The organism is Bradyrhizobium sp. 153 (assembly GCF_023073835.1).
Taxonomy (GTDB): Bacteria; Pseudomonadota; Alphaproteobacteria; order Rhizobiales; family Xanthobacteraceae; genus Bradyrhizobium.
On the sequence record NZ_JADPKH010000097.1, the window covers coordinates 55,306 to 78,948 of the forward strand.

Sequence of the window (23,643 nt, forward strand, 5' to 3'; positions counted from 1 at the left end):
GATCGTGCGAGGTGCGGTGAGACCGCGCCCTCACATTCGGTGTCGTCCCGACCTTGCGCGATTGCCGACCAGGCCGGGATGACAATAGCTACTGCATTCCCAGCCGCCCCGCCTCCCAGCCCAGCATCGCCTGCTTGCGGGTGATGCCCCAGTGGTAGCCGGTGAGCGTGCCGCTCTTGCCGAGGGCGCGGTGGCAGGGCACCACGAACGAGACCGGGTTCTTGCCGACCGCGGCCCCGACGGCGCGCGAGGCCTTCGGGCTGTTGATGTTGCAGGCGATGTCGGAATAGGACACCGCGCGTCCCATCGGAATCTTCAGCAGGGTCTCCCACACCCGCACCTCGAAATCAGTGCCGATCAGGACCACGCGTAGCGGCTGGTCCGGCCGCCACAGCTTCGTGTCGAAGATGCGCTGCGCCAACGGCGCGGTGCCTTCGTGATCTTCCACATAAGTCGCTTTTGGCCAGCGTCGCGTCATGTCGGCGAGCGCGATCTTCTCCTCGCCATGGTCGGCGAAGGCCAGCCCCGACAAGCCGCGGTCGGTCGCGATCACGATCGCGGTGCCGAATGGCGAGGGATGGAAGCCGTAGCGCAGCGTCAATCCCACGCCGCCGTTCTTCCATTCGCCCGGCGACATCGCTTCGTGGGTGACGAAGAGATCGTGCAGGCGGCCGGGGCCTGACAGGCCGGAGTCGAGCGCCGCATCGAGGACGCTCGCAGAATCCCGCAGGAGCCCCTTGGCATGGTCGAGGGTGAGCGCCTGCATGAATGCCTTCGGCGTGATCGAGGCCCAGCGGCGGAACAGATGGTGCAGCTCATCGGGCGTGACGCCGGCCGCATCTGCCATCGCCTCGATGGTCGGCTGCGTCCGCCAGTTTTCGGAGATGAACGCGATCGCCCGGCGCACGGAATCATAGTCGCGCAGCGCGGCGTTCTGGGGGCCCGGCTTGGCCAGGCGCTGGTCATGTATGGCGAGTGTCATCATGACCGAAATGTAGGAGAGGGAAGGGTGCGAAACCACCCGATTTCCGATCTGGAATCAGCTGACCGGGTTGTAGGTCGGGCCGCGCTTGGCGGCGTTCAATGCCTCAAACAAGCCTTTGTAAAAGCTTGCCTTTTCGTCCGGCCCGAGGAAGCGGGCGATCTGGATCTGGTGGCCGCGCGAGATGAGGTAGAGATGCTCGATGCCAAAGTCCTCGTCGATTTCCATGTCGAGCCGGACCCAGAGCGGATTGAACGTCCATTCGGCGACCTGGCCGCGATCGCTGACGCGACGCACGCGCAATTCGGAAGGGGTGACCATGATCTCCTCGCTGGCCCGCGCGGCGCGGAAATTGGCCTTGAAGGCCCACCAGATCACGAGGACGTCGAGCCCGAAGAAGCCGAACACCGGCCAGGCGCCCATCATCAGAAAGGCGAGCCCCGTGACGAAGCTGACCACGCTCAGGAACAGCATCACGGCGAGGAAGCCGGTGCGATTCAGCGAGCGATGTGGCGTCAGCAGCGCGGAGAAGATCTGCACTTCGCGCGGATCTTCAGAAGGCTTGCGCTCAATTTCGTTGCCTGTGCTCATCGTCGCTCAGTATATCCCAATCATGGCGAAAATCACCCGCAAGCCGGTCCCGCGCAAAACTCCCGGGCTGAAGAAAAAGCCAAAGCCGGCCGTTGCGAAGCCGAGGGCTCCCGCGAAGAAATCGCTCAAAGCGACAAAACCCTGGACGCCCGCCGAAATTCACGAGGCCTTCAGCCGTTTCCGCAAGGCCAATCCGGAGCCGAAGGGCGAGCTCGAGCACGTCAACCCGTTCACGCTGCTGGTCGCCGTGGTGCTGTCGGCGCAGGCCACCGACGCCGGCGTGAACAAGGCGACGCGCGCGTTGTTCGAGGTGGCCGACACCCCGCAGAAGATGCTCGATCTCGGCGAGGAGCGCCTACGCGAGTACATCAAGACCATCGGCCTCTATCGCACCAAGGCGAAAAACGTCATTGCGCTGTCGGCAAAGGTGCTCAGCGAATTCGGTGGCGAGGTGCCGCGGACGCGCGCGGGGATCGAGTCGCTGCCCGGCGCGGGACGCAAGACCGCGAATGTCGTGCTCAACATGGCCTTTGGCGAGCACACCATGGCGGTCGACACGCATGTCTTCCGCGTCGGCAACCGCACCGGGCTTGCGCCCGGCAAGACGCCGCTCGAGGTCGAGCTCGGTCTCGAAAAGGTGATCCCCGCCGAGTTCATGCTGCACGCCCATCATTGGCTGATTCTGCACGGCCGCTACACCTGTCTCGCGCGCAAGCCGCGCTGCGAGGTTTGCCTGATCAACGATCTCTGCCGCTGGCCGGAGAAGACGGTCTGAGTGCCGCGCCGGGCGCGTCACCGCATCTGCCGCGCCGGCTCGATCAGTTCGGGCCGCGGACCGGATAGCCGCTTGTGCATGTGGACCATGAAGGCCATGCCGAAGATCGGCGTCGCCAAATTCACGATCGGAATCGAGACGAAGGCGGCGATGAAGAGACCGGCGGTGAAGATGGTTGCGGCGTTGTCGCGCCGCATCGCCTTGGCTTGCTCCGGCGGGCGGAAGCGCATGGCCGCGAGCTCGAAATATTCTCGGCCGAGCAGCCAGGCGGCAGCGAGGAAGAAGATCAGGAAGCCGGCGCCGGCGAAGAGTACCAGCGGCAACGCGATCAGATAAACCACAATCGTCAGCAGCGCGGTCTTGATGCCCTCGAGGATTGCCTGGCCGAATGGCAGCGCAACGCCCGGCCGCTCGGCGGGATAATGCTCACGCTCGACGACGTCGGCGACGTCGTCGACGAACAGGCTCGCCACCAGCGAGGTGATCGCGGGCATCAGGAAGACGCCGCCGAACACGACGCCGAGGCCCGCTGCGATCGAGACGATCCACGAGAGGACTTCAAGCGAGGAATGCCAGCCGGGCCCGAGCAGGCCCTCCAGCCAGACCTCGCCAGAGGTCGCAAACCAGCTGAGGAGCCGCTGCAGGCCGATCGCCAGGATGGTGATCAGCACCAGCGCAAGCCCGATCGATCGCCACAGGATCGAGCGCATCGGCGGCGAGATCATTTGCGACAACGCCTTCACGGCGGCATCCAGCATGGGGACCCTCTGAAATAAGCAACACGCGAGAGGTAGACACCCAATGTGGCATCGGCAAGGGCGGCTTCATTCTTACCTTCTCCCCTTGTGGGAGAAGGTGGCGCGAAGCGCCGGATGAGGGGTTGTTTCGCATTCAAATGAGAGTTGGATGTGCGGAGACATACCCCTCACCCGTCTCACCGCTCCGCGGTGAGCCACCCTCTCCCGCAAGGGGAGAGGGGTCGGCACCGCGTGTGCGGCTAGTTGCTACTCATGCCGATGGCCCTGCCTGTGCTTGCGCGCCTTTACGTGCTTGGCTTCGCCGGTCGGGATCATCACCACGCGACCGTAGCGCACGCCGCGTTCGGCGATGATGTGATCGGCGAAATGCTTGACCTCGGAGGCGGCGCCGCGCAGCGCCGTCATCTCCATGCAATTGTCGTCGTCGAGATGGACGTGCAGGGTCGCCAGCGCGAGGTCGTGATGGCCATGGAATTCCTGCACCAAGCGTTTTGAGAGATCTCGGGCGGCGTGGTCATAGACGTAGACGAGCCCCGCGACGCAGGAGCCGGTCTGCGTGGTATCCTCGCTGCTCTTCTGCAGGCCGGCGCGGGCGAGATCGCGGATGATCTCGCTGCGGTTCTGGTAACCGCGCGCTTCCGCCGCCGCGTCGATCTCCGCCAGCAGATCATCCTCGATCGTGATCGTAATTCGCTGCATCAGATATCTCTCCTCGCGTGTCGCTTGGCCTGTCCGGGCTACCTATATCTTGCCTGGCCGCGCAAGCGATTCACAACCTGGTCGCACGCAGCCGTAGCGCATTCCCGACCACGCTCACCGAGGACAGCGCCATCGCCGCCGCAGCGATGATCGGCGAGAGCAGCAGGCCGAACGCCGGATAGAGGATGCCGGCTGCGATCGGGATGCCCGCGGCGTTGTAGATGAAGGCGAAGAACAGGTTCTGGCGGATGTTGCTCATCGTCGCCTGCGACAGTCTTCGCGCGCGCACGATGCCGACGAGATCGCCCTTGAGCAGGGTCACGCCAGCGCTCTCCATTGCCACATCGGTGCCGGTGCCCATTGCGATGCCGACTTCGGCGGCCGCCAGCGCTGGCGCGTCGTTGACGCCGTCGCCGGCCATCGCGACGCTGCGGCCGGCCTTTTGCAGCTTGGCGACCACCGCGCTCTTCTGGTCCGGCAGCACCTCGGCCTCGACCTCGGCGATGCCGAGCCGGCGCGCCACCGCTTGCGCCGTGGTGCGGTTGTCGCCGGTCAGCATGATGACCTTGATGCCTTCGGCCGCGAGTGCCTTCAGCGCCTCCGGGGTCGACGCCTTGACCGGATCGGCGATCGCGAACAGGCCGGCGAGCCGGCCGTCCACGGCCATGTTGATCACCGTCGCACCGTCGCCGCGCAGCCGCTCGGCTTCGGCGTCGAGCAGCTTGGTGTCGATTCCGATCGACGACAAATATCTGGCATTGCCGAGCACGATGCTCTTGCCCTCGACCTTGCCGGTCGCGCCCTTGCCGGTCGGCGAGTCAAAATGCTCGACTTGCTCAAGAGTGAGCTGCTTCTCCTTTGTCGCGCGCACGATCGCGTCGGCCAGGGGATGCTCGCTGGCACGCTCGACGCTGGCGGCGAGGCGAAGGACGTCATTCTCGGCAAAGCCGGCAGCCGGCACGATCGCCACCACCTTGGGCTTGCCCTCGGTCAGCGTGCCGGTCTTGTCGACCACCAGCGTGTCGATCTTCTCCATTCGCTCCAGCGCCTCGGCGTTCTTGATCAGCACGCCTCCTTGTGCACCGCGGCCCACACCGACCATGATCGACATCGGAGTCGCAAGCCCGAGCGCACAGGGGCAGGCGATGATCAGCACGCTGACGGCTGCGACGAGACCGAAGGCGAGACGCGGCTCTGGTCCAAACCAAGCCCAGGCAGCGAAGGCCGCGAGCGCGACAACGATCACGGCCGGCACGAACCAGCCGGCGACCTGGTCGGCCAAGCGCTGGATCGGCGCGCGCGAGCGCTGTGCGTCGGCGACCATCTGCACGATCTGCGACAGCAGCGTCTCGCGCCCGACCTTGTCGGCACGCATGATGAAGCTGCCGGACTGATTCAGCGTGCCGGCGATCACCTTGGCTCCGCTCTCCTTGGTGACCGGCATGGATTCGCCCGTGACGAGTGATTCGTCGAGCGAAGAGCGGCCTTCGAGAAGGATGCCGTCGACCGGCACCTTCTCGCCGGGGCGGACGCGCAGACGGTCGCCAGCATGCAGCGTATCGATCTCGACCTCGTGCTCGCTGCCATCAGGCTCGACGCGTCGTGCGGTCTTCGGCGCGAGCTGGAGCAGCGCCTTGATCGCGCCCGAGGTCGCATCACGTGCGCGCAGCTCCAGCACCTGGCCGAGCAGCACCAGCACCGTGATCACGGCAGCTGCCTCGAAATAAACGGCGACCGCACCCTCATGGCCACGGAAGGTATCAGGGAATATTTGCGGCGCGACGGTGCCGAGGACGCTGTAGACATAGGCCACCCCTGTGCCCATCGCGATCAGCGTGAACATGTTGAGGTTGCGCGTCCGCAGCGACTGCCAGCCGCGGACGAAGAATGGCCAGCCGGCCCACAGCACCACCGGCGTGGCGAAGAAGAGCTGGAGCCAGTTCGACAATGTCGGATCGATCCAGCTGTGCGGGCCGGCGAGGTGGCCGCCCATCTCCAGCACCACGGCCGGCAGTGCCAGCGCCCCGCCGATCCAGAACCGCCGTGTCATGTCGGCGAGCTCGGGATTGGGACCGGCCTCCAGACTCGCGACTTCCGGCTCCAAGGCCATGCCGCAGATCGGGCAGCTACCGGGGCCGACTTGGCGGATCTCGGGGTGCATCGGGCAGGTGTAGATCGTGCCCGCGGGCATCTCGGGCTCGGGCGCCTTGTCCTTGGCGAGGTACTTGGCGGGATCGGTGGCGAACTTGGTGTGGCAGCCGGCCGAGCAGAAATGGAACGTCTCGCCGTGATGTGTGAGGTGGTGCTTCGAGGTCGTGGGATCGACCGTCATGCCGCAGACGGGATCGAGGACCTTCGTCGCGACACCGCCATGGTCATGCCCGTGATGATGATCGGCGTGGCCGGCATGATCGCCGTGGCCGCCGCAGCAGGAGGATGCCGGCTTTGCGGCCGGCGCGGCTTTCCTGGAACAGCCGCATCCGGCATGTGTTTCCTGCTTGTGATGGTCCCCGTGGTCGGCGTCGTTCATGGCGAGGCTCCGCCCTTGCAATTGATACCCTAGGGGGGTATATAGGCCCCATGCGCATGGACATCAAGACATCTGTCGGAAAACGTCTCGGCCGGATCGAGGGTCAGGTTCGCGGCCTCTCGAAAATGGTGGAGGAAGATCGCTACTGCATCGACATCGTCACGCAAATCTCGGCGGTGCGCGCCGCGCTGCGCCGGGTCGAGGAGGAGATCCTGAAGGATCACGTCGCCCATTGCGTCGAGCACGCCATCGCCAGTGGCGACAAGGCCGATCAGCGCGAGAAGATCGCGGAGCTGATGGCAGTGATCGGACGGGCGGAGCGGTAGGTTCCTACTTTCGCGATTGCAAGCCAACGGTCCGCGCGAAGCGCGGCCCGATGACAGGCTCCGCGAAGCAATCCAGAATCTCACCGCGGCGGCAGTCAGGATTGCTTCGCTGCGCTCGCAATGACTGTAGAATGACTTTGCAAAGGGACGCGCGAGATACGCCCCAGCGTCGTCCTGGCGAAAGCCAGGACCCATACCGCGGAATCTCTCGGCTGCGCGCGGTAATCGTACCCAACGCGGAGCCTTCGTCAAACTGCACTCTGGGGTAACGGGTCCTGGCTTTCGCCAGGACGACAGCGGGGAGGCGGTCTACGCCACCCTCTCCCTTGCCCGTCCCCGCCGCCGCGGGCGGTACATCGCCAATCTCTTTAGCAGCGGGAAATGCTCCGACATTCGTTCGGCCATCTCGGCAGGTTGCTTGCTCACTTCTTCAGCCGAAATTTCAGCCGGCGTCGCTTCGTCAGACGCCTCAGGAACGAGCGGCGGCGCACGGAGCGTTTCTGGAAACACACTGAATGTGCCCGCCACCTCCTCGAGCGGCTTCTGCTTGTCGGCCCAGTGCAAGGCTGTGTAGTCGAAGCCGTGCACGATGGTGGGTTTCACGACTTCGAAATAGGGCGAGATGTCGAAGTCGCGGGGCATGTAGAGCGAGGAATCGCGGATGTGCAGAATTTCGCGGCGAGCGGCGCGGCTGCCGGCCTTGGTGATCTTCGGCAGGATCGGGTAGCGCACGGCGTCGAACGCCTGCGCGATCAGCGCCGAGCAGATGATCTTGGTGGGATCGCCCGATCCCAGCGCGATCATGCGCCGCCGCCAGCGCTGTGGTATCGGCAGCGGGAACAGGAAGCGCATGAGGTCGACGATGTTTTTGGTGTCGTAGCCGAAGCCGATGCGGTTGATCGCATAACGGCAGACGGTGGTACGGTCCTCATAGGACAGCCCGACCGGGCGGCAGAGGCGGGTGTGATAGGGAAAATATTTCGACAAAGGCGCAGAGGTGACGCCCTCGCCGATATTGGCCTCGATCAGCACATGCGGCTCGCCGTCAGCCTCCTCCGCGCCCTCGATCGGACCGACATAGAGCGCAGCGTGCGACCAGGTCGACTGCGTCAGATATTTGATGATACCGGAGATGCGGTTGTTGCCTTCGACCAGCAGCACGTCGCCAGGCTCGATGACGCCGCGCAGGTGCTCCGGGTCGCTCGGCGTGAACGGCTCGTAGCCCGGCACCTCCTTCGAGAGGTACGCGGCAATCAGCTTGCCGACCGAGTCCAGGACCGTCCCCATCTCAAACTCCCCCCAGGGCCTTTTCCGGCCGTCTTTTTCCCTTCTCTATCATGGTCCAAACGTGTTGCAATTCGGTTCATCACTCTGTGAGATCAAGTACGATTGATTCACCATGATGGTTGCTGCGCAACATCAGATACGGCAAGGTTCGCGGGCTGTTCCCATACGTCGCAAGTCCCCGGAAACCATGACATGACTATCACGCGCCGCGGCTTCCTTTCGGCGTCGGCGGGCCTTGCCGCGATGCCTGTGCTGCGCGCGACCGCCGCGACCCCGCCGCGGGAGGCCGATGTCGTCGTGATTGGCGCGGGGGCTGCGGGGATTGCCGCAGCGCGGCGCATCATGGCCGCCAACCGCAGGGTTGTGGTGGTGGAAGCGGCGGCCCAGATCGGCGGCCGTTGCATCACGGATAGCACGATTTTCGGCACGCCGTTCGACCGCGGCGCGCGCTGGATGCACAATCCCGACACCAATCCGATGATCCGGCTGGCGCGCAGCGCCGGGCTCGACGTGCTGCCGGCGCCATCGGGCCAGAAAATGCGCATCGGCCGCCGCAATGCGCGCGCCGGCGAAACCGAGGAGTTCCTGGCCGCGCTGGTCCGCACCAACCGTGCCATCGACGACGCCGCGCGCGGCAAGCTGGACACCTCTTGCGCCTCCGTGCTGCCGAAGGATCTCGGCGACTGGGCTGGCGCGACCGAGTTCATGCTGGGCGCGGGCTTCGCGGGCAAGGATCTGAAGGAGCTTTCGGCCATCGACAAGGCCCGCGCGCAGGACCGCAATGGCGCGATCGCCTGCCGCCAGGGTCTGGGGACGCTGATCGCGAAACTCGGCGAGCAGGCGCCGGTGGTGCTGTCGACGCCGGTGAGCCGGATCGTCTGGAGCAATCGCGATGTCGGAGTGGAGACCCCAAGCGGCAAGATCGCGGCCCGCGCCGCCATCATCACCGTCTCGACCAACGTACTGACCTCTGGCGCGATCAAGTTCGGACCCGACATTCCGAAACGCACGCTGGACGCGGCATCGAAGCTCACCCTCGGCAGCTACGATCGCATCGTGCTGCAACTGCCGGGCAACCCGCTCGGACTGTCGCGCGACGACACCCTGATCGAGCAGAGCAATTCGACGCGTACGGCGCTGTTGTTCGCCAATATCGGCGGCTCCGTGCTGTGCTCAATCGACGTCGGCGGCTCGTTCGGCCGCGATCTCTCCGGACAGGGCGAGCAGGCGATGACGGCTTTCGCGAAGGAGTGGATCACCAAACTGTTCGGCAGCGAAGCTGCGGCCGCCGTGCAGAAGACCAGCGCGACGCGCTGGAATGCCTCGCCTTATGTCATGGGCGCGATGTCGGCGGCCGCGCCCGGCGGTCACCTCTCGCGAAAGGTTTTGACGGAGCCGATCGGCAACATGTTCCTTGCCGGCGAAGCCACGCATGAGACGCTGTGGGGCACCGTCGACGGCGCCTGGGAAAGCGGCGAACGCGCCGCGGACGCCGCGCTGCGCAAGATCGGCGCGCTCAAAGACGAGCCGGCGGATGTCCCGACGCAGTCGACCAAGAAGCGACGCGTGCCGCGGCAGTGAGGCAATCAGTCCCCAAACACTCCGCTGTCGTCCCTGCGAACGCAGGGACCCACAAACCACAGGGAGAGCTTGGCGAAGACCAGCAGATAAAAGATCTTCGTCGGGGGGGTCACTCGTGCCTAATCGATAGATCACGCGGTATGGTTCCCCTGCATTCGCAGGGGACGACAGCATTGGTTTACCGCAATATCCCATCCAGCACCGGCAGCCCGGCAATCACCGCCAGCGCGATCAACGCGTAGCAGATGCCGCGAAACACCTTCTCACTCGCGCGGCCGAACAGTGATGCACCGAACGCGACGCCGATCGCATAGACCGGGCCGACGATCAGCGAAAGCGCGAGCGACTCGCGCGAGATCAGGCCCGTGCTCGCGTAACTCACCATCGAGAAGAAATCCGACGCGCCGAAGAACAGCACGATGTTGGCGCGCGCGACGATCGGCGCAATCGGACGGCCGAGCCAATACCCGACGATCGGTGGACCGCCGGTCTGCGCCAGCCCGCTACAGAAGCCGGAAAGGCCGCCGATGCCGACCGAGAGCCAGGTGTGGTCCTTGCCGCGATAGCGCCAGCCCGACAGCAGCAGGAGCAGCAGCGCGGCGACGAAGCAGGAGATGATCCAGCGCGTGGTGACGGGCTCGAGTACGCTGAGGAAATAGGTCCCAAGGGGCACGCCGATCAGCGCGCCCAGCACGATCACGGCCGTGGCCTTGCAGTCCGCCTTGCGCCAGGCGTCGGGCAGGAGCGGCGCGGCCGCGACGAAATCGATCACGAGCAGCAAGGCAGCCACGAGCCGCGGCGCAGCGATGCTGCTCGCCAGCGGCATGAAGATCAGCGCCGAACCGAACCCGGAGAAGCCGCGGGCGGTGCCCGAAACGAACGCGACAGCGCAGAGCGCCATCGCAATGGTGAGGCTGACGTCCTTCGGCAGAAAGTCCGTCAGGCTCATCCGCGAAGAGTGCCGCCGGTCTTCTTCGTCACCTCGGCCACGACCTTCGCGGCCACAGCCTCGATCTCCTGGTCAGTCAGCGTCTTCTCGCGCGGCTGGATCGTGACCGCGATCGCGATCGACTTCTTGCCGTCATCGATGCCCTTGCCCTCGTAGACGTCGAAGACGCTGACCCCCGTGATCAGCTTCTTGTCGACGCCTTGCGCCGCGCGCACGATGTCGCCGGCCTTGACTGTGCGATCGACGATAAAGGCGAAGTCGCGCATAACAGGCTGGAACGCCGACAGCTCGATCGCAGGCTTGGCGCGGGTCGGCTTCTTCTTCGCCTCCGGAATGCGGTCGAGGATCACCTCGAACACGATCAGCGGGCCGTCGGCCCCGAGCGCCTCGAGCGCGCGCGGGTGCATCTCGCCGAAATAGCCAAGCACGTTCTGCGGACCGATCTGGATCGTGCCCGAACGCCCCGGATGCAGCCAGCCGGGGCCACCGGCGACGATCTGAAGCGCCTGCATCGGCGCGCCGGCAGCGGCGAGCACCGCCAGCGCATCGGCTTTGGCGTCGAACACATCAGCCTGCGCCGAGCCGGACCAGTGCCGGCCGAGACCTTCCGAGGACGCAAAGCCGCGGCGTACGCCGCTCGCCGCCATGAACTGATCTTGCGGGCGGTCTCCCCTGAACAGCTGCCCGACCTCGAACAGCGCGACGTCGCCAAAGCCGCGATCGGCATTGGCCTGCGCCGCCGCGAGCAGGCCCGCGAGTAGCGTCGGGCGCATGTCGGAAAGGTCGGATGCGATCGGGTTCGCCACCTCGAGCTCGCGCTGGCCGCCGCCGAACAATTTTGCCGCGGGTTTTGCGATAAACGACCACGTCACGGCCTCGACCATGCCGCGGCTCGCCAGCGCGCGCCGCGCGCGCCGGGTGCGCAGCTGAAGCGGGGTCAGCACAGGCTTGCGTGCGTCTTCGCCGCGCTCGAACGGCGTCATCGGCACTTTGTCGACACCGAAGATGCGCACGATCTCTTCGACGATGTCGGCCTTGCCGTGCACGTCGGTGCGCCAGGAGGGGACTGCGACCTTCACCACCGGGCCTGGGCCCGCCATCATGAAGCCGAGATGGGTCAGGATGCGCTTCATCTCCGGCTGGGGCACCTCGATGCCGGACAGACGCTTGACTTCGGTGACCGGGAAATCGATCACGCGGTCGTCGCCGAAGGCCTTGCCGACCACGGCGGTCTCGGACGGCGTGCCGCCGCACAACTCCATCACCAGCTTGGTCGCGAGCTCGAGCCCCGGCACCATGAAGGCCGGATCGACGCCACGCTCGAAGCGGTAGCGCGCATCCGAATTCACACCGAGCTTGCGGCCGGTCTGGGCGATGTTGATCTCGTTCCACAGCGCCGATTCGATCAGAACGTCGGTGGTGTTCTCGTCGCAGCCCGAGGCCTCGCCGCCCATGATGCCGGCAAGCGATTCGACGCCGTGCTCATCCGCGATCACGCAGATATTGGGATCGAGATTGTAGGTGCGGCCGTCGAGCGCCAGCAGGCTCTCGCCCTCGCGGGCGCGCCGTACGACGAGATTGCCGCTCACTTTCTTGGCGTCGAACACATGTAGCGGCCGTGCGCGATCGAACGTCATGAAATTGGTGATATCGACCAGCGCGTTGATCGGGCGCAGCCCGATCGCGGTCAGCCGCTTCTGGAGCCATTCCGGCGACGGGCCGTTCTTGACGTCGCGCACGAGGCGCAGCGCGAAGCCCGGGCACAGCGTGGCGTCTTCGACCGTCACTTTCACCGGGCAGGGGAATTCGCCCTTGATCGGCTTGATCGTGGGGTCCTTGAACTTGCCCATGTCGGCAGCGGCAAGATCGCGCGCGATTCCGTGCACGCCTGTGCAGTCCTGCCGGTTCGGGGTCAGGTTGATCTCGATCACGGGATCGCCAAGCGCGGCCCATTCGGCGTAGCCGGCGCCGATCGGCGCGTCCGCAGGCAATTCCATGATGCCGTCATGGTCGTTGGATATCTGCAGCTCGGCCGCCGAGCACAGCATGCCGCGGCTCTCGACGCCGCGGATGGTGCCGACCCCGAGCGTGATGTCCTTGCCGGGAATGTAGGTGCCGGGCGGCGAGAACACGCTGACGAGCCCGGCCCGCGCATTCGGCGCGCCGCACACGACCTGCACCGGCGCGCCACCGTCACCGGTGTCGACCATGCAGACCCGCAGGCGATCCGCATTCGGATGCTGCTCGGCCGAGATCACCTTCGCAATGGTGAAGGGCTTCAGCGCCTTCGCCTTGTCCTCGATGTTCTCGACCTCGAGCCCGATCATGGTGAGCTTGTCGGCGAGCCTTTCCAGGGGCTCGTCGGTGTCGAGATGATCCTTCAGCCAGGAGAGGGTGAATTTCATGGCTGTGTGCCTCGGTTCTTGTCGGTGTTTACGAATTGATCTTGGTCGGTGCCAGTGTTCCCTCCCCCCTTGTGGGGGAGGGGCAGGGAGGGGGGTAAGCCGCGCGCTCTGACGGAAGCTGCCTGGCGGATTGCCTCGACAACTCCCTCAAGGTTTGACATCACCTGCTCATTCGTGAAACGCAGAACCTGAAATCCTTCCGCGACGAAGAACGCATCACGACGCTGATCTGCCTTCTGCCGTTCCTCGAAATTGTGAGATTCTCCATCGAGCTCGATAATTAGCTTCGATGAGAAGCACACGAAATCGGCGATGTAACTCCCGATCGGTGTCTGACGTCGGACGCCCAGGCCATCCATGCGATTAGCTTTCAGATATCGCCATAGCAGTGTCTCAGCGCGCGTCATCGTGCGGCGAAGTTGCTTCGCTCGGCTGCGCTGACGGTCGCTCACCACTGTGTGCGGCATCTGCGGCTACCCCCCTCCCTGACCCTCCCCCACAAGGGGGGAGGGAACGGAAAGGGTCTTTGTGGAATTGCTCCCAGCGCTGACCATCACGAGCTCAGCCCCCCAGCCAGCGTCGGTACCTCCAGCGGCTTGAAGCCGTAATGGGACAGCCAGCGGACGTCGCTGTCGAACAGCTGGCGCAGATCGGCGATGCCGTATTTCAGCATGGCAATGCGGTCGATGCCCATGCCCCAGGCAAAGCCCTGGTACTCGTCGGGATCGATGCCGCAGGCGCGCAGCACGTTCGGATGCACCATGCCGCAGCCGAGAATCTCCAGCCAGTCCTCGCCCTCGCCGAAGCGGATCTCGCCCTTGTCGCGACGGCACTGGATGTCGACTTCAAGCGAGGGCTCGGTGAACGGGAAGAACGAGGGACGGAAGCGCATGTTGATGTGGTCGACCTCGAAGAACGCCTTGCAGAACTCGTGCAGGATCCATTTGAGGTGGCCGAGATGCGAGTGCTTGTCGATGACGAGGCCTTCGACCTGGTGGAATTGCGGCGTGTGGGTCGCGTCCGAATCGATGCGGTAAGTGCGACCCGGGCAGATCACGCGAATGGGCGGCTTCTGGCTCAGCATGGTGCGCACCTGCACCGGCGAGGTGTGGGTCCGCAGCAGCATGCGCGAGCCGTCTTCCTTCGGATGAAAGAAGAAGGTGTCGTGCATCTCGCGCGCGGGATGGCCTTCCGGAAAATTCAGCTTGGTGAAGTTGTAATCATCCGTCTCGATATCGGGGCCTTCGGCGACCGAGAATCCCATGTCGGCGAAGATCGTGGTCAACTCGTCCCAGACCTGGCTCAGCGGGTGGATTCGGCCGGCCTCGGCCGCGGCATCGCGCAAGGGCAGCGTGACATCGATGGTCTCGGCGGCCAGCCGGGCATCGAGCGCCGCCGACTTCAAGACGTCGCGCTTTGCTGCGAGCGCCTCGGTGACCTTGTCCTTGGCCTGGTTGATCGCGGCGCCTTGCGTCTTGCGCTCGTCCGGCGACATCTTGCCGAGCGTTGCGAGCAGTGCGGAGATCGAGCCCTTCTTGCCAAGGGCTGCGACACGCACGGCTTCGAGCGCCGCCTCGTCCGCCGCGGCGGTGATGTCGGTGATGATCTGGGCTTCGAGCTGGGCAAGATCGGTCATGGCAATCCCTTTTGGCCAGGATGCTGAGCCGATGATCCTAGCCCGTCACACCCGGCGCGCTGCCGGGCATCCACGTCTGAGAAGTATGCTTGCGCAAGAGATGACGGCCGGGGCAGTAAGGCGGCAAGACGCGCCTCTGCCCGGGCCATCACAAGCTGAACGCTGTGCAGAGCACAGTGGAGGACGGCTACGCCGCCAGCGCGGCGTCGGCCCTGTTACGCCGCAAGCGCGGCCTTGGCCTTCTCGGCGATCGCCTGGAACGAGGCGGGCTCGTTGATCGCGAGATCCGACAGCACCTTGCGGTCCACGGTGACGCCAGATTTGGCGAGGCCGTCGATAAATCGGCTGTAGGTCAGGCCGAACGGACGGACTGCGGCGTTGAGGCGCTGGATCCAGAGCGCGCGGAATGTCCGCTTTTTGCGCTTGCGGTCACGGAAGGCATATTGCATGGCCTTCTCGACCGCCGGCTTGGCGGCGCGGATGGTGTTCTTGCGGCGGCCATAGAAGCCCTTGGCGGCCTTGTAGACTTTCTTGTGCTTGGCGTGGGCGGTCACACCGCGTTTGACGCGAGACATGACAAAAATCCTTCAGAGATGACTTCGGTTTCGGATCGCCGCGCGAACGCGGCGCGAGGTGGCAGTGATCGTGGACGCGATCAGGCGTTCGGCAAGAAGTACTTCTTGACGTTGTCGCCGTCGGTCTTGAACAGCACGCGGGTGCCGCGCAGCTGACGGATCTGCTTCTTCGTCCGCTTGATCATGCCGTGACGCTTGCCGCGCTGGGCGTGCATCACTTTGCCGGTGGCAGTCACCTTGAAGCGCTTTTTAGCGCCCGATTTGGTCTTCAGCTTGGGCATTTGGCTCTCCTATGGCCGCAACAGAAATCCGCCCGTGAAGGCGGCTGGCCGTCTAAAATGCTCGTTAGAGCGTTGATTGTGCTCAGGTTTTGCGAACGAGCGCGAAACCCGCACGAAACACCGCCACGGCAGCCCTTAATCAGCCGGGCGATGAAGGCTGGGCTTATGACAGAGCGGGAGCCAAATGGCAACGATGAACCGCCGGAACCTAGCCGCCGACTATTTGGGGTTGCTACCCCCAATGTCCACGCCTCATGTCCGGAGCAGGACCCAATGGCCCATTTCCCGCGATCGATTTCCTCTTTCTCCAGCTTTGCGCGCCCGCGCCGCCTGGGGCTGCTCGCCGTGCTGGCCGCTGCCATGGCGCCTTCAACTGCCGATGCCCGGGTCAGCGGCTATGACGGCATCTGGAATGTCACCTTCGCCACCACACGGGGCAATTGCAGCTCCGGCTACAGCGTCCCCTTCACCATCACCGGCAGCCGGGTGTCGTCCGCCGGCGGCGGCCGGGTGTCCGGCAAAGTCAATCGCGGCGGCGCTGTGGCGGTCCAGGTCTGGGTCGGCGCCACCCACGCCAGCGGCGGCGGCCGGCTCGCCGGCATGAACGGCGCCGGCTCGTGGAACGGCATCATTTCCGGCGACCGCTGTAGCGGCACCTGGCAGGCGACGAGAACCTGACAAACAAAACGGCCCGCCGGAGATCCGGACGGGCCGTTGAATTCTCAGTCCCAAAGAGCCGGCGTCAGCGCGGCGCCAGAACCATCACGACCTGGCGACCCTCGAACCTTGCGTCCTGCTCGACCTTGGCGAGCTCGGCGACGTCGGTTTTGATCTTGTCCAGAAGCTTGGTGCCGATCTCCTGGTGCGCCATTTCGCGACCACGATAGCGCAGCGTGATCTTGACCTTGTCGCCCTCTTCGAAGAACCGCTGCATCGCGCGCATCTTCACGTCGTAATCGTGATCGTCGATCATCGGACGGAGCTTGATCTCCTTGATCTCGACGGTCTTCTGCCGCTTGCGGGCTTCGGCGGCTTTCTTCTGAGCGGAATACTTGTACTTCCCGTAGTCCATGATCTTGCAGACGGGAGGGCTGGTATTCGGCGAAATCTCGACCAGATCCATGCCGGCTTCCTGAGCCATCTTGATGGCCAGGACCGTCTCGACCGTGCCTTTGTTGTCACCGGTTTGATCGATCAGCTGGATTTGCGCATTGCGGATATCATCATTGATGCGCGGCCCGTCTTTGCTGGCAGCGGGCGGAGCTTTATTAGGACGGCGAATGGGTGGTTCTCCAAAGTTGTGAAGGAAGCGGCTATCTTGAAGGAAGATGCGTTTGCCGGCAAGCAAGTCGCTCGTGCGAGAGGCGAAAAACCCTCAAATGCGAGGCATTTTGGCCACGCCCGTTGGCACGCAGACGACATAGACACCTTGGTTCTGTTCCGCAAGCGTCCCAAACGGCCAATGCCGAGGTCGGATTGTGCTGGCGGACGTGTCCAAACAGCTCAAACAGCACAGCCAGAGTAAACGTTCCATGACCGATGCAATTTCCGATACCGTGCTCGACTTCATCACCGTGGGCGAAGGCCCGTTGGCGCGCAGAATTGCGGTGCGCCGCCGCGCCGGAAAAGGCCCCGGGCTGGTCTGGCTCGGCGGATTCAAATCGGACATGCAGGGCAGCAAGGCCATGGCGCTGGATGCCTGGGCCGGGGAGCACGGCCGCGCAATGGTCCGATTCGACTATTCCGGTCACGGCGAATCCTGCGGCGATTTCGCCGATGGAACCATCGGACGCTGGCTGGAGGAGAGCGTAGCAGTGTTCGAGCGCTTCTGCGCCGGCCCGCAAATCCTGATCGGCTCGTCCATGGGCGGCTGGATGGCACTGCTGCTCGCGCGCGAGATCAAGAAGCGCCAGGAGACGCAACAGGCCGTGGCCTCGCTGTCCGGTCTCGTCCTGATCGCGCCGGCGCCCGACTTCACCGAGGAGCTGATGTGGAAGAACTTTTCGCCGGCGGTGAAGAAAGAGATCGAGACCAAGGGCCTCTGGCTGCGGCCGTCGGACTATGGCGACGGCTCGCCCTATCCGATTACGCGAAATCTGATCGAGGAGGGACGCAATCACCTGGTGCTCGGCAGCGCCATCGATCTCGGCTGCCCCATCCGCATCCTGCAGGGCGCGAAAGATCCCGACGTGCCATGGCAGCACGCCTTCGCGCTGACACATCGCCTGCCGGCTGACGACGTCGTGCTGACCATGATCCAGGACGGCGATCACCGCCTCTCCCGCCCGCAGGACATCGCGCGCATTCTTGCCGCCGTGGCGGAGATCGGGTGAAACTGCCGCTCAGCACTCGATGTCATCGTCCGACTTGAGCGGACGATCCGGTATTCCAGAGGCCGTCATACCTAAGCCGAGAAGCCGCGGCGTACTGGATGCGCCGGCAAGCCGGGGCATGACAGAGAACGGGGAGGGAGAAATGCCAATGACCACCGTCGCCATGCTGCGTGCGTTCTGCGACGCGGTCGAGCAGCGCAACGGCAAAGCGTTCGCCGCCCTCTTCACTGAGGACGGCATCTACCACGACGTCTTCTACGGTGTCTTCACCGGTCGCGAGAAGATCGCCGAGCTGATCGACGACTGGTTCTATCGCACGGCGACCGATTTCCGCTGGGACATGCACGATCCCGTCACCGACGGCACCACGCTCTATGCGCGCTACACCTTCAGCTATCGTTCGACCCTGCTGGACGCGAATGGCGCGCGGGCGATGTTCGAGGGCGTGGCGATAATGACGCTGCGTGAGGGCAAGATTGCCAGCTATCACGAAGTTGCCAACACTGCGCCGGCGTTCGTCGACCTGAAGTTTGCGCCGGAGCGGATCGCGAAGATCGTGGCCAAGCAGGGCGCCGAGCTGAAGGCGCGCCCGGAAATGCAGCGGCATTTGGCGTAACTGTCTCCACTCGTCATTCCGGGGCGCGGCCCTTGGCGCGAGCCCGGAACGACGAGTAGAGAGAGCGCTACCGCTTCGACGGATTCGCCATCGGCTTGCGCTGCGCCAGTGCGGCGACCGTGGCGGTCCCGATCGGTCCCTGTTCATCATAGAGCCAGCATTCGCCGATCGCGACGCCATCAGTGGCGTGATGGTTCACCACCTCGAATCCGATCCAGTTTGTGATCGGCAGGCGATGCAGATAGATGGTGACGTCGCTGTTGATGTAGCCGAGCCCCCTGTCGCCGGCATTGGCAAACGGGCTGGCGAAATCGGCGCCGGTGGCGACACGGACGAACGGCGTCATCGCCACGCCCGCGACGAGCTCGCGCACGTCGCTCATCCAGAGCCGGCGCGGGCCGAGCGAGCCCATATGGCCGACGATCGGGCGCGTCGTCCATTTGCCGTTCATGCCGAGCCTGGGATCGGTGGGCTTGGGAATGTCGGCCGGCTTCGGCACGTCCCAGTTCGGCGGTGACCAGACATTGCCTTCGGGATTTTGCGTCTTGCGCAGCAGCTGGCAAGACGCCCGCGCCATGCTGACGCCACCGGAGACAAACTCCGCCTCGACCACGCGGATGCGCAGGCCGTCGCGCACCAGGCGCGTCGTCACTTCAATCGGCTTGTCGATGGTCGGTAGCCGAAACATATCGACGGTGAGCCGCGCCGGCACCAATTCGGGGCCGGAATGACGCTCCTCGATGACGAAGCCGAGCAGGCCGATGATGACGCGTCCGTGCAGCGATTTCGGATCCCAGGGACCGTTGGCGACTTCCGTCGGATGGAATGTGTCGCCGTCGCGGGTAAAGAAAGGCATGTTTGTCATGAGGCGCGAGATTGAAGAAAGGCGCGGGGAAATCAAGGCCCTCAACCCTCATGGTGAGGAGGCGCGAAGCGCCGTCTCGAACCATGCAGGCTCCGCTGCGGCAGCTCGGCCTCGATCCTTCGAGATGCCGCTGCGCGGCTCCTCAGGATGAGGAGCTAACCGTGAATTCTGCGCGCCACTCCTCACGAACACTCTCGTCGGGCTCGCGATCGAGAACCTGCAGCCTCACCTCGGCAAACGCCTCGCGCTCCACCAATTGCCCCAGCGCCCACACCGCCGCCCCACGCACCAGTGGGCTTGCATCGTCGAGCAATCGCCGCGCCTCCGCAGCCAGCGCTAGCTCCCCGGAGTTGCCAATCGCGATCAGCACGTTCCGTACGAAGCGATTGCGGCCGATGCGCTTCAGCGGCGACTTCGTGAACAGCGTGCGGAATGAAGCATCGTCGAGCCGGGCCAGCGCCGCGAGCGCAGGCGCGCGCAGCTCGTCACGCGCCGCGAGCTTGGCCTCGCGACCCTCCTGCGCGAACTTGTTCCAGGGGCAGGCGGCAAGACAATCATCGCAGCCATAGATCCGATTGCCCATGGCCTTGCGAAATTCGCGCGGGATCGGACCCTTGTTCTCGATGGTGAGGTACGAGATGCAGCGCCGCGCATCGAGCTTGTAGGGCGCAGGGAACGCCGCGGTCGGGCAGATGTCGAGACAGGCCCGGCACGAGCCGCAATGGTCGATCTCTGCGTCGTCACGCGGCAGCTCGAGCGTGGTGTAGATCGCGCCGAGGAACAGCCAGGAGCCGAACTCGCGCGAGACGAGATTGGTGTGCTTGCCCTGCCAGCCCAGATGCGCGGCTTGCGCCAAGGGCTTCTCCATCACGGCCGCGGTGTCGACGAACACCTTTACGTCCGACGGCGCGGTCGCAATTAGCCAGCGCGCCAGCGCCTTCAGCCGCTTCTTGATCAGATCGTGATAATCGTCGCCTTGCGCATAGACCGAGATCGCCGCATGCGTGCGCTGCTTGAGGATCGCGAGCGGATCCTGGTCGGGGCCGTAATTGACGCCGAGCATGATCACCGAGCGCACATCCTGCCACAGTCCGCGCGGATCGACGCGGCGCTCAGGGCTCGCGGCCAGCCAATCCATGTCGCCATGGCCGCCGGAGGCGATGAATTCAAGGAAGTATTTTCCGGCGCTCTCGATCGTGCCGGGTGCAGTGATGCCGATGCAGTCGAAGCCGAGCGCGCGTGCTTCGTGCGCCAGCTGTGTCTTCAGTTCAGTCGGATCGCAATTCAGAAATCCAGGTCCACGTAAGTCCGCGACGCCGGCACCCCGGCCAGCCATTCGCTGAGGAGCGGACGGAACGACGGGCGGGATTTCACCCGCGCGTACCACGCCTTTGCTGCATCGTCCTCGCTCCATGGCACGTCGCCCAGATAGTCGATCGCCGAGAGATGCGCCGCGGCGGCGAGATCCGCGTAGGTGAGTCGGTCGCCCGCGAGGAAGTTACGCGTCTGCGCCAGCCAGCCGATATAGGCCAGATGATAGCGCACGTTTGCCTTGGCCGCGCGCATCACGTCGGCCGAAGGCGGGCCGCCACCGTCCTCCTCGCTCATGAACCGCTTGTAGATGCGCTCGGTGACGAGAGGGTGCGAGACCTCCTCGAAGAATTTTTCGTTGAACCAGGCCATCAGCCGGCGCACCTCGACGCGCTCGGTGATGGTTTCCGGCATCAGGCGCTTGGGGCCCATCGCGGCGCCATAGGCCTCGTCGACATATTCGGCAATGATCGCCGCGCCCGGTATGGGCGGCTGCTCGTCGTCCACCAGAACTGGTGTCGTGCCGGCCGCATTGAGCAGCAGAAACGCCTCGCGCCGCTCCCAGCTGCGCTCTTCGACCAGCTTCAGGTCGAGCCCGTATTCGCCCACGATCAAGCGAATGAAGCGCGAGTGCGGACAGAACGGATGATGAAACAGCGTAAACATGAAGCCTTTGACTATTTGATGGTGCTTAAGAATCCATCAATATTTGTGCGGCGCCACACTAGTCCTTCAAAACCGCGAAGCAAGGGCGTGACGTCGCATTTTGCGATTGCGGCATGGGGGCGAATAGGCGAGAAGAGCCCCGCTTTTCCAGCCGAAATGGACCGTAATATGTCAGACGCAATACGGGCAGTGATCCTCGGCATCATCGAGGGGGTGACCGAGTTCCTTCCCGTGTCCTCGACCGGCCACCTCTTGCTCGCGGAGCGCTTCTTCCAGCTTGGTGAAGGTGCCTTCTGGGATTCGTTTACGGTTCTGATCCAGCTGGGTGCGATCCTCGCGATCGTCGGGCTCTATTTCAGGAAGCTGTGGGACGTCGCGATTGGCCTGTTCACGGGCGATGCCTATGCGCGCCGCTTCGTGATCGGCGTGCTGGTCGCCTTCCTGCCGGCCGTGATCGTCGGCCTCCTCGCCGGCAAGTACATCAAGAGCATGCTGTTCAATCCGTGGGTCGTCTGCTTCACGCTGATCGTCGGCGGCGCCATCCTGCTCTGGGTCGACAAGCTCGAGCTCAAGCCGCGCGAGCATGAAGCCACCAAGTTTCCACTCTTGATGTATCTCTATATCGGCATCGCGCAGTGCGTGGCGATGATCCCGGGCGTGTCGCGCTCCGGCGCCAGCATCGTGGCCGCCATGCTGCTCGGTGCGGACAAGCGAGCGGCGGCGGAGTTCTCGTTCTTCCTCGCCATCCCCACCATGATCGGCGCGTTCGCCTACGACTTCTACAAGAACCGCGCCGAGATGACGATGGACCATATGAACATCGTCGCGATCGGCTTCGTGGTGTCGTTCATCACCGCGATCATCGTGGTCAAGACGTTCTTGACCTACGTCACCCGACACGGTTTCGTGGTGTTCGCCTGGTGGCGCGTCATCGTCGGCACGCTCGGCCTGATCGCGCTGGCGCTGGGGCGGTAAAGCCAGAAACCCTCGATCCAAATCAGCTCGCGCTGAAGTGCTCCGACGCACCTCTCCCCGCTGGGGAGAGGTGGGCATCGAGACACCCGGTTGCTGGTGTTTTCAACGCAAAATAAGCTTTTGATCGCTAATCAGTCTCCAGCCCAGGGCGGCGTGCCCGGCACAGGAGCTGAACCATGACCCTCGTCAGCGGCTGGGGGCGTTTTCCGGTCGTCGATAGCAACGTGCTGCGGCCGCGCTCGTTCGCGGCCGTCGGCGAGGCTGTCTCGGCCGGCACCGTCGCGCGCGGCAATGGCCGCGCCTATGGCGATGCCGCGATCGGCGCCGCCAGGACCGTCGCGATGACGGGGTTCGACCGGGTCAGGTGGTTCGATCCGGCGAGCGGGCGCATCCGCCTCGAGGCCGGCATGCTGCTGTCGGACCTGATCGAGACATTCGGCCCACGCGGCTTCCTGCCCTTCGTCGTGCCCGGCACGCGCTTCGTGTCGATCGGCGGTGCAATCGCTGCCGACGTGCACGGCAAGAACCATCATGGCGAGGGCGGCTTCGGTCGCTACCTCGACAGCATTTTGCTGCGCACCGGGCAGGGCGAGGTGATCGAAACCTCGCGCGAGCAGAATTCCGATGCCTTTTTCGCGACCGTCGGCGGCATGGGCCTGACCGGAATCATCCTCGAGGCGACGATGCGGTTGCGGCCGGTCGAAACCGGATGGATCCGCGAGCGGGTGATCTCTGCGTCCGATCTCGATGCCGCGATGCGAGCGCTCGACGCGGGCGATGCTGCGACCTATTCGGTGGCCTGGCTCGATTGCGCGGCGCGAGGACGCGATCTCGGCCGCGCGCTGATCTATCTCGGCGAACACGCCGGCAGAGACGAACTCGCCGCTGGCGCCGCTGCGTTTCCCGTCGGCAAAGATCCCGGCCTCGGCGTCCCCGTCGATCTGCCCTCGATCACGCTGAACCGCCTCAGCATTCGCGCCTTCAACGAGCTGTACTACCGCGTGGGCGCGCGGCGCGCCGGCGGCAGCCAAGTGGTCTCGCTCTATCCGTATTTCTTTCCGCTCGACGGCCTCAAAGACTGGAATCGCATCTATGGCAAGCGCGGCTTCCTTCAGCATCAATGCGTGATTCCGGAGCAGGGCGCGCGCGAGGTGCTCGGCGATATCCTCCAGCGCGTCGCGCATCGCGGCGATGCCTCCTTCCTCGCCGTGCTCAAGAAGCTCGGCCAGGGCGACGGCATCCTGTCGTTTCCGCTGCCCGGCTACACGCTGGCGCTGGATTTCCCGCTGAAGGGCGACATCCTGAATTTCCTCGACGAGATCGATCGCCTGGTCGTCGCTGCCGGCGGGCGGCTGTACCTCGCCAAGGATGCGCGCCAGTCGCGCGCGACGTTCGCGGCCGGCTATCCCGCCTTGCAGCGGTTCAACGCGATCCGCAGATCGCTTGATCCCACAGGCAACATCCGCTCGAAGCTTTCACAACGCCTGTTTGATGAGGTCTAG

At 64.6% G+C, this 23,643-nt stretch carries 24 protein-coding genes; 8 read left to right on the forward strand and 16 right to left on the reverse strand.

The features are described from left to right. Nucleotides 1–88: 88 nt before the first annotated feature. Together IVA91_RS24805 and IVA91_RS24810 are read right to left on the reverse strand one after the other, a co-directional pair. Nucleotides 89–985, reverse strand: coding sequence for a bifunctional helix-turn-helix domain-containing protein/methylated-DNA--[protein]-cysteine S-methyltransferase (locus IVA91_RS24805; RefSeq protein ID WP_247276563.1), 897 nt, complete (start codon nucleotides 983–985; stop codon nucleotides 89–91). A gap of 54 nt (nucleotides 986–1,039) precedes the next feature. Continuing rightward, nucleotides 1,040–1,573 carry a DUF2244 domain-containing protein gene (locus IVA91_RS24810; protein WP_247276562.1) on the reverse strand — a complete coding sequence of 178 codons (534 nt, stop codon included), beginning with the start codon at nucleotides 1,571–1,573 and terminating at the stop codon, nucleotides 1,040–1,042. A gap of 22 nt (nucleotides 1,574–1,595) precedes the next feature. Here IVA91_RS24810 and nth point away from each other — a divergent pair, with 22 nt between their 5' ends. Then, nucleotides 1,596–2,348, forward strand: coding sequence for an endonuclease III (nth, locus tag IVA91_RS24815; protein ID WP_247276561.1), 753 nt, complete (start codon nucleotides 1,596–1,598; stop codon nucleotides 2,346–2,348). Between the two features lie 17 nt (nucleotides 2,349–2,365). Here the strand turns inward: nth and IVA91_RS24820 are convergent, their stop codons facing one another. From IVA91_RS24820 to IVA91_RS24830, 3 genes are all read right to left on the reverse strand, one after another. Next, nucleotides 2,366–3,106, reverse strand: coding sequence for a sulfate transporter family protein (locus IVA91_RS24820; protein ID WP_247276560.1), 741 nt, complete (start codon nucleotides 3,104–3,106; stop codon nucleotides 2,366–2,368). Nucleotides 3,107–3,352: 246 nt separating this feature from the next. Next, the gene (nikR, locus tag IVA91_RS24825) at nucleotides 3,353–3,805 is read right to left on the reverse strand and encodes a nickel-responsive transcriptional regulator NikR (protein WP_247276559.1); all 453 of its coding nucleotides are present in this window, start codon (nucleotides 3,803–3,805) and stop codon (nucleotides 3,353–3,355) included. A 70-nt stretch (nucleotides 3,806–3,875) separates the two neighbouring features. After that, nucleotides 3,876–6,335: a heavy metal translocating P-type ATPase gene (locus IVA91_RS24830; RefSeq protein WP_247276558.1), complete on the reverse strand. Its 2,460-nt coding sequence runs from the start codon at nucleotides 6,333–6,335 to the stop codon at nucleotides 3,876–3,878. 50 nt (nucleotides 6,336–6,385) lie between these two features. Here IVA91_RS24830 and IVA91_RS24835 point away from each other — a divergent pair, with 50 nt between their 5' ends. After that, nucleotides 6,386–6,661, forward strand: a complete 276-nt coding sequence (locus IVA91_RS24835) for a metal-sensitive transcriptional regulator (RefSeq protein ID WP_247276557.1) — start codon at nucleotides 6,386–6,388, stop codon at nucleotides 6,659–6,661. A gap of 309 nt (nucleotides 6,662–6,970) precedes the next feature. Here the strand turns inward: IVA91_RS24835 and IVA91_RS24840 are convergent, their stop codons facing one another. Beyond that, a complete protein-coding gene (locus IVA91_RS24840) occupies nucleotides 6,971–7,948 on the reverse strand; it encodes a YiiX/YebB-like N1pC/P60 family cysteine hydrolase (RefSeq protein WP_247276556.1) in 978 nt (325 codons plus the stop codon). Between the two features lie 192 nt (nucleotides 7,949–8,140). Between IVA91_RS24840 and IVA91_RS24845 the strand changes: the two genes are divergently transcribed. Further along, a complete protein-coding gene (locus tag IVA91_RS24845) occupies nucleotides 8,141–9,529 on the forward strand; it encodes an NAD(P)/FAD-dependent oxidoreductase (RefSeq protein WP_247421446.1) in 1,389 nt (462 codons plus the stop codon). Between the two features lie 178 nt (nucleotides 9,530–9,707). Here the strand turns inward: IVA91_RS24845 and IVA91_RS24850 are convergent, their stop codons facing one another. From IVA91_RS24850 to rpmI, 6 genes are all read right to left on the reverse strand, one after another. Continuing rightward, nucleotides 9,708–10,478 carry a sulfite exporter TauE/SafE family protein gene (locus tag IVA91_RS24850; RefSeq protein ID WP_247276554.1) on the reverse strand — a complete coding sequence of 257 codons (771 nt, stop codon included), beginning with the start codon at nucleotides 10,476–10,478 and terminating at the stop codon, nucleotides 9,708–9,710. After that, nucleotides 10,475–12,883 carry a phenylalanine--tRNA ligase subunit beta gene (gene pheT / locus IVA91_RS24855; protein WP_247421448.1) on the reverse strand — a complete coding sequence of 803 codons (2,409 nt, stop codon included), beginning with the start codon at nucleotides 12,881–12,883 and terminating at the stop codon, nucleotides 10,475–10,477. Before pheT ends, IVA91_RS24850 begins: the two co-directional genes overlap by 4 nt. Beyond that, the gene (locus IVA91_RS24860) at nucleotides 12,880–13,350 is read right to left on the reverse strand and encodes an endonuclease domain-containing protein (protein WP_247421450.1); all 471 of its coding nucleotides are present in this window, start codon (nucleotides 13,348–13,350) and stop codon (nucleotides 12,880–12,882) included. Before IVA91_RS24860 ends, pheT begins: the two co-directional genes overlap by 4 nt. A gap of 86 nt (nucleotides 13,351–13,436) precedes the next feature. Further along, nucleotides 13,437–14,519: a phenylalanine--tRNA ligase subunit alpha gene (gene pheS / locus IVA91_RS24865; RefSeq protein WP_247276551.1), complete on the reverse strand. Its 1,083-nt coding sequence runs from the start codon at nucleotides 14,517–14,519 to the stop codon at nucleotides 13,437–13,439. 215 nt (nucleotides 14,520–14,734) lie between these two features. Beyond that, entirely contained in the window at nucleotides 14,735–15,094 is a 360-nt protein-coding gene (gene rplT, locus IVA91_RS24870) for a 50S ribosomal protein L20 (protein WP_247276550.1), read from the reverse strand. 80 nt (nucleotides 15,095–15,174) lie between these two features. Continuing rightward, nucleotides 15,175–15,375: a 50S ribosomal protein L35 gene (gene rpmI, locus IVA91_RS24875; protein ID WP_008539890.1), complete on the reverse strand. Its 201-nt coding sequence runs from the start codon at nucleotides 15,373–15,375 to the stop codon at nucleotides 15,175–15,177. 273 nt (nucleotides 15,376–15,648) lie between these two features. On the opposite strand from rpmI, the gene IVA91_RS24880 reads away from it, so the two are divergent. After that, complete coding sequence (locus IVA91_RS24880; protein WP_247276549.1) at nucleotides 15,649–16,053, forward strand: hypothetical protein; 405 nt, start codon at nucleotides 15,649–15,651, stop codon at nucleotides 16,051–16,053. Between the two features lie 64 nt (nucleotides 16,054–16,117). On the opposite strand, the gene infC is transcribed toward IVA91_RS24880, so the two are convergent. Then, nucleotides 16,118–16,657, reverse strand: a complete 540-nt coding sequence (infC, locus tag IVA91_RS24885) for a translation initiation factor IF-3 (protein ID WP_247276617.1) — start codon at nucleotides 16,655–16,657, stop codon at nucleotides 16,118–16,120. Between the two features lie 250 nt (nucleotides 16,658–16,907). Between infC and IVA91_RS24890 the strand changes: the two genes are divergently transcribed. Continuing rightward, a complete protein-coding gene (locus IVA91_RS24890) occupies nucleotides 16,908–17,708 on the forward strand; it encodes an alpha/beta hydrolase (RefSeq protein ID WP_247276548.1) in 801 nt (266 codons plus the stop codon). 148 nt (nucleotides 17,709–17,856) lie between these two features. After that, entirely contained in the window at nucleotides 17,857–18,324 is a 468-nt protein-coding gene (locus tag IVA91_RS24895; RefSeq protein ID WP_247421607.1) for a nuclear transport factor 2 family protein, read from the forward strand. 67 nt (nucleotides 18,325–18,391) lie between these two features. Here IVA91_RS24895 and IVA91_RS24900 read toward each other — a convergent pair whose 3' ends face one another. From IVA91_RS24900 to IVA91_RS24910, 3 genes are all read right to left on the reverse strand, one after another. Continuing rightward, a complete protein-coding gene (locus IVA91_RS24900) occupies nucleotides 18,392–19,189 on the reverse strand; it encodes an acyl-CoA thioesterase domain-containing protein (protein ID WP_247459388.1) in 798 nt (265 codons plus the stop codon). A 142-nt stretch (nucleotides 19,190–19,331) separates the two neighbouring features. After that, complete coding sequence (queG, locus tag IVA91_RS24905) at nucleotides 19,332–20,525, reverse strand: tRNA epoxyqueuosine(34) reductase QueG (protein WP_247276546.1); 1,194 nt, start codon at nucleotides 20,523–20,525, stop codon at nucleotides 19,332–19,334. Then, nucleotides 20,474–21,166 carry a glutathione S-transferase family protein gene (locus IVA91_RS24910; RefSeq protein WP_247276545.1) on the reverse strand — a complete coding sequence of 231 codons (693 nt, stop codon included), beginning with the start codon at nucleotides 21,164–21,166 and terminating at the stop codon, nucleotides 20,474–20,476. Before IVA91_RS24910 ends, queG begins: the two co-directional genes overlap by 52 nt. A 168-nt stretch (nucleotides 21,167–21,334) precedes the next feature. Between IVA91_RS24910 and IVA91_RS24915 the strand changes: the two genes are divergently transcribed. Beyond that, entirely contained in the window at nucleotides 21,335–22,141 is an 807-nt protein-coding gene (locus IVA91_RS24915; protein WP_247276544.1) for an undecaprenyl-diphosphate phosphatase, read from the forward strand. 176 nt (nucleotides 22,142–22,317) lie between these two features. After that, nucleotides 22,318–23,643 carry an FAD-binding oxidoreductase gene (locus tag IVA91_RS24920; RefSeq protein WP_247276543.1) on the forward strand — a complete coding sequence of 442 codons (1,326 nt, stop codon included), beginning with the start codon at nucleotides 22,318–22,320 and terminating at the stop codon, nucleotides 23,641–23,643.

What these genes read in the sequence shown, in the direction of transcription:
- IVA91_RS24895 (WP_247421607.1), top strand. Translation starts at nt 17,857, where the DNA reads ATGACCACCGTCGCCATGCTGCGTGCGTTCTGCGACGCGGTCGAGCAG.
- IVA91_RS24830 (WP_247276558.1), bottom strand. Translation starts at nt 6,335, where the DNA reads ATGAACGACGCCGACCACGGGGACCATCACAAGCAGGAAACACATGCC.
- rpmI (WP_008539890.1), bottom strand. Translation starts at nt 15,375, where the DNA reads ATGCCCAAGCTGAAGACCAAATCGGGCGCTAAAAAGCGCTTCAAGGTG.
- IVA91_RS24890 (WP_247276548.1), top strand. Translation starts at nt 16,908, where the DNA reads ATGACCGATGCAATTTCCGATACCGTGCTCGACTTCATCACCGTGGGC.
- IVA91_RS24915 (WP_247276544.1), top strand. Translation starts at nt 21,335, where the DNA reads ATGTCAGACGCAATACGGGCAGTGATCCTCGGCATCATCGAGGGGGTG.
- rplT (WP_247276550.1), bottom strand. Translation starts at nt 15,094, where the DNA reads ATGTCTCGCGTCAAACGCGGTGTGACCGCCCACGCCAAGCACAAGAAA.
- IVA91_RS24920 (WP_247276543.1), top strand. Translation starts at nt 22,318, where the DNA reads ATGACCCTCGTCAGCGGCTGGGGGCGTTTTCCGGTCGTCGATAGCAAC.
- IVA91_RS24910 (WP_247276545.1), bottom strand. Translation starts at nt 21,166, where the DNA reads ATGTTTACGCTGTTTCATCATCCGTTCTGTCCGCACTCGCGCTTCATT.
- queG (WP_247276546.1), bottom strand. Translation starts at nt 20,525, where the DNA reads ATGGCTGGCCGGGGTGCCGGCGTCGCGGACTTACGTGGACCTGGATTT.
- IVA91_RS24900 (WP_247459388.1), bottom strand. Translation starts at nt 19,189, where the DNA reads ATGACAAACATGCCTTTCTTTACCCGCGACGGCGACACATTCCATCCG.
- IVA91_RS24880 (WP_247276549.1), top strand. Translation starts at nt 15,649, where the DNA reads ATGGCCCATTTCCCGCGATCGATTTCCTCTTTCTCCAGCTTTGCGCGC.
- IVA91_RS24810 (WP_247276562.1), bottom strand. Translation starts at nt 1,573, where the DNA reads ATGAGCACAGGCAACGAAATTGAGCGCAAGCCTTCTGAAGATCCGCGC.
- pheS (WP_247276551.1), bottom strand. Translation starts at nt 14,519, where the DNA reads ATGACCGATCTTGCCCAGCTCGAAGCCCAGATCATCACCGACATCACC.
- nikR (WP_247276559.1), bottom strand. Translation starts at nt 3,805, where the DNA reads ATGCAGCGAATTACGATCACGATCGAGGATGATCTGCTGGCGGAGATC.
- IVA91_RS24820 (WP_247276560.1), bottom strand. Translation starts at nt 3,106, where the DNA reads ATGCTGGATGCCGCCGTGAAGGCGTTGTCGCAAATGATCTCGCCGCCG.
- IVA91_RS24805 (WP_247276563.1), bottom strand. Translation starts at nt 985, where the DNA reads ATGATGACACTCGCCATACATGACCAGCGCCTGGCCAAGCCGGGCCCC.
- nth (WP_247276561.1), top strand. Translation starts at nt 1,596, where the DNA reads ATGGCGAAAATCACCCGCAAGCCGGTCCCGCGCAAAACTCCCGGGCTG.
- IVA91_RS24850 (WP_247276554.1), bottom strand. Translation starts at nt 10,478, where the DNA reads ATGAGCCTGACGGACTTTCTGCCGAAGGACGTCAGCCTCACCATTGCG.
- IVA91_RS24840 (WP_247276556.1), bottom strand. Translation starts at nt 7,948, where the DNA reads ATGGGGACGGTCCTGGACTCGGTCGGCAAGCTGATTGCCGCGTACCTC.
- IVA91_RS24835 (WP_247276557.1), top strand. Translation starts at nt 6,386, where the DNA reads ATGCGCATGGACATCAAGACATCTGTCGGAAAACGTCTCGGCCGGATC.
- IVA91_RS24860 (WP_247421450.1), bottom strand. Translation starts at nt 13,350, where the DNA reads ATGCCGCACACAGTGGTGAGCGACCGTCAGCGCAGCCGAGCGAAGCAA.
- IVA91_RS24845 (WP_247421446.1), top strand. Translation starts at nt 8,141, where the DNA reads ATGACTATCACGCGCCGCGGCTTCCTTTCGGCGTCGGCGGGCCTTGCC.
- pheT (WP_247421448.1), bottom strand. Translation starts at nt 12,883, where the DNA reads ATGAAATTCACCCTCTCCTGGCTGAAGGATCATCTCGACACCGACGAG.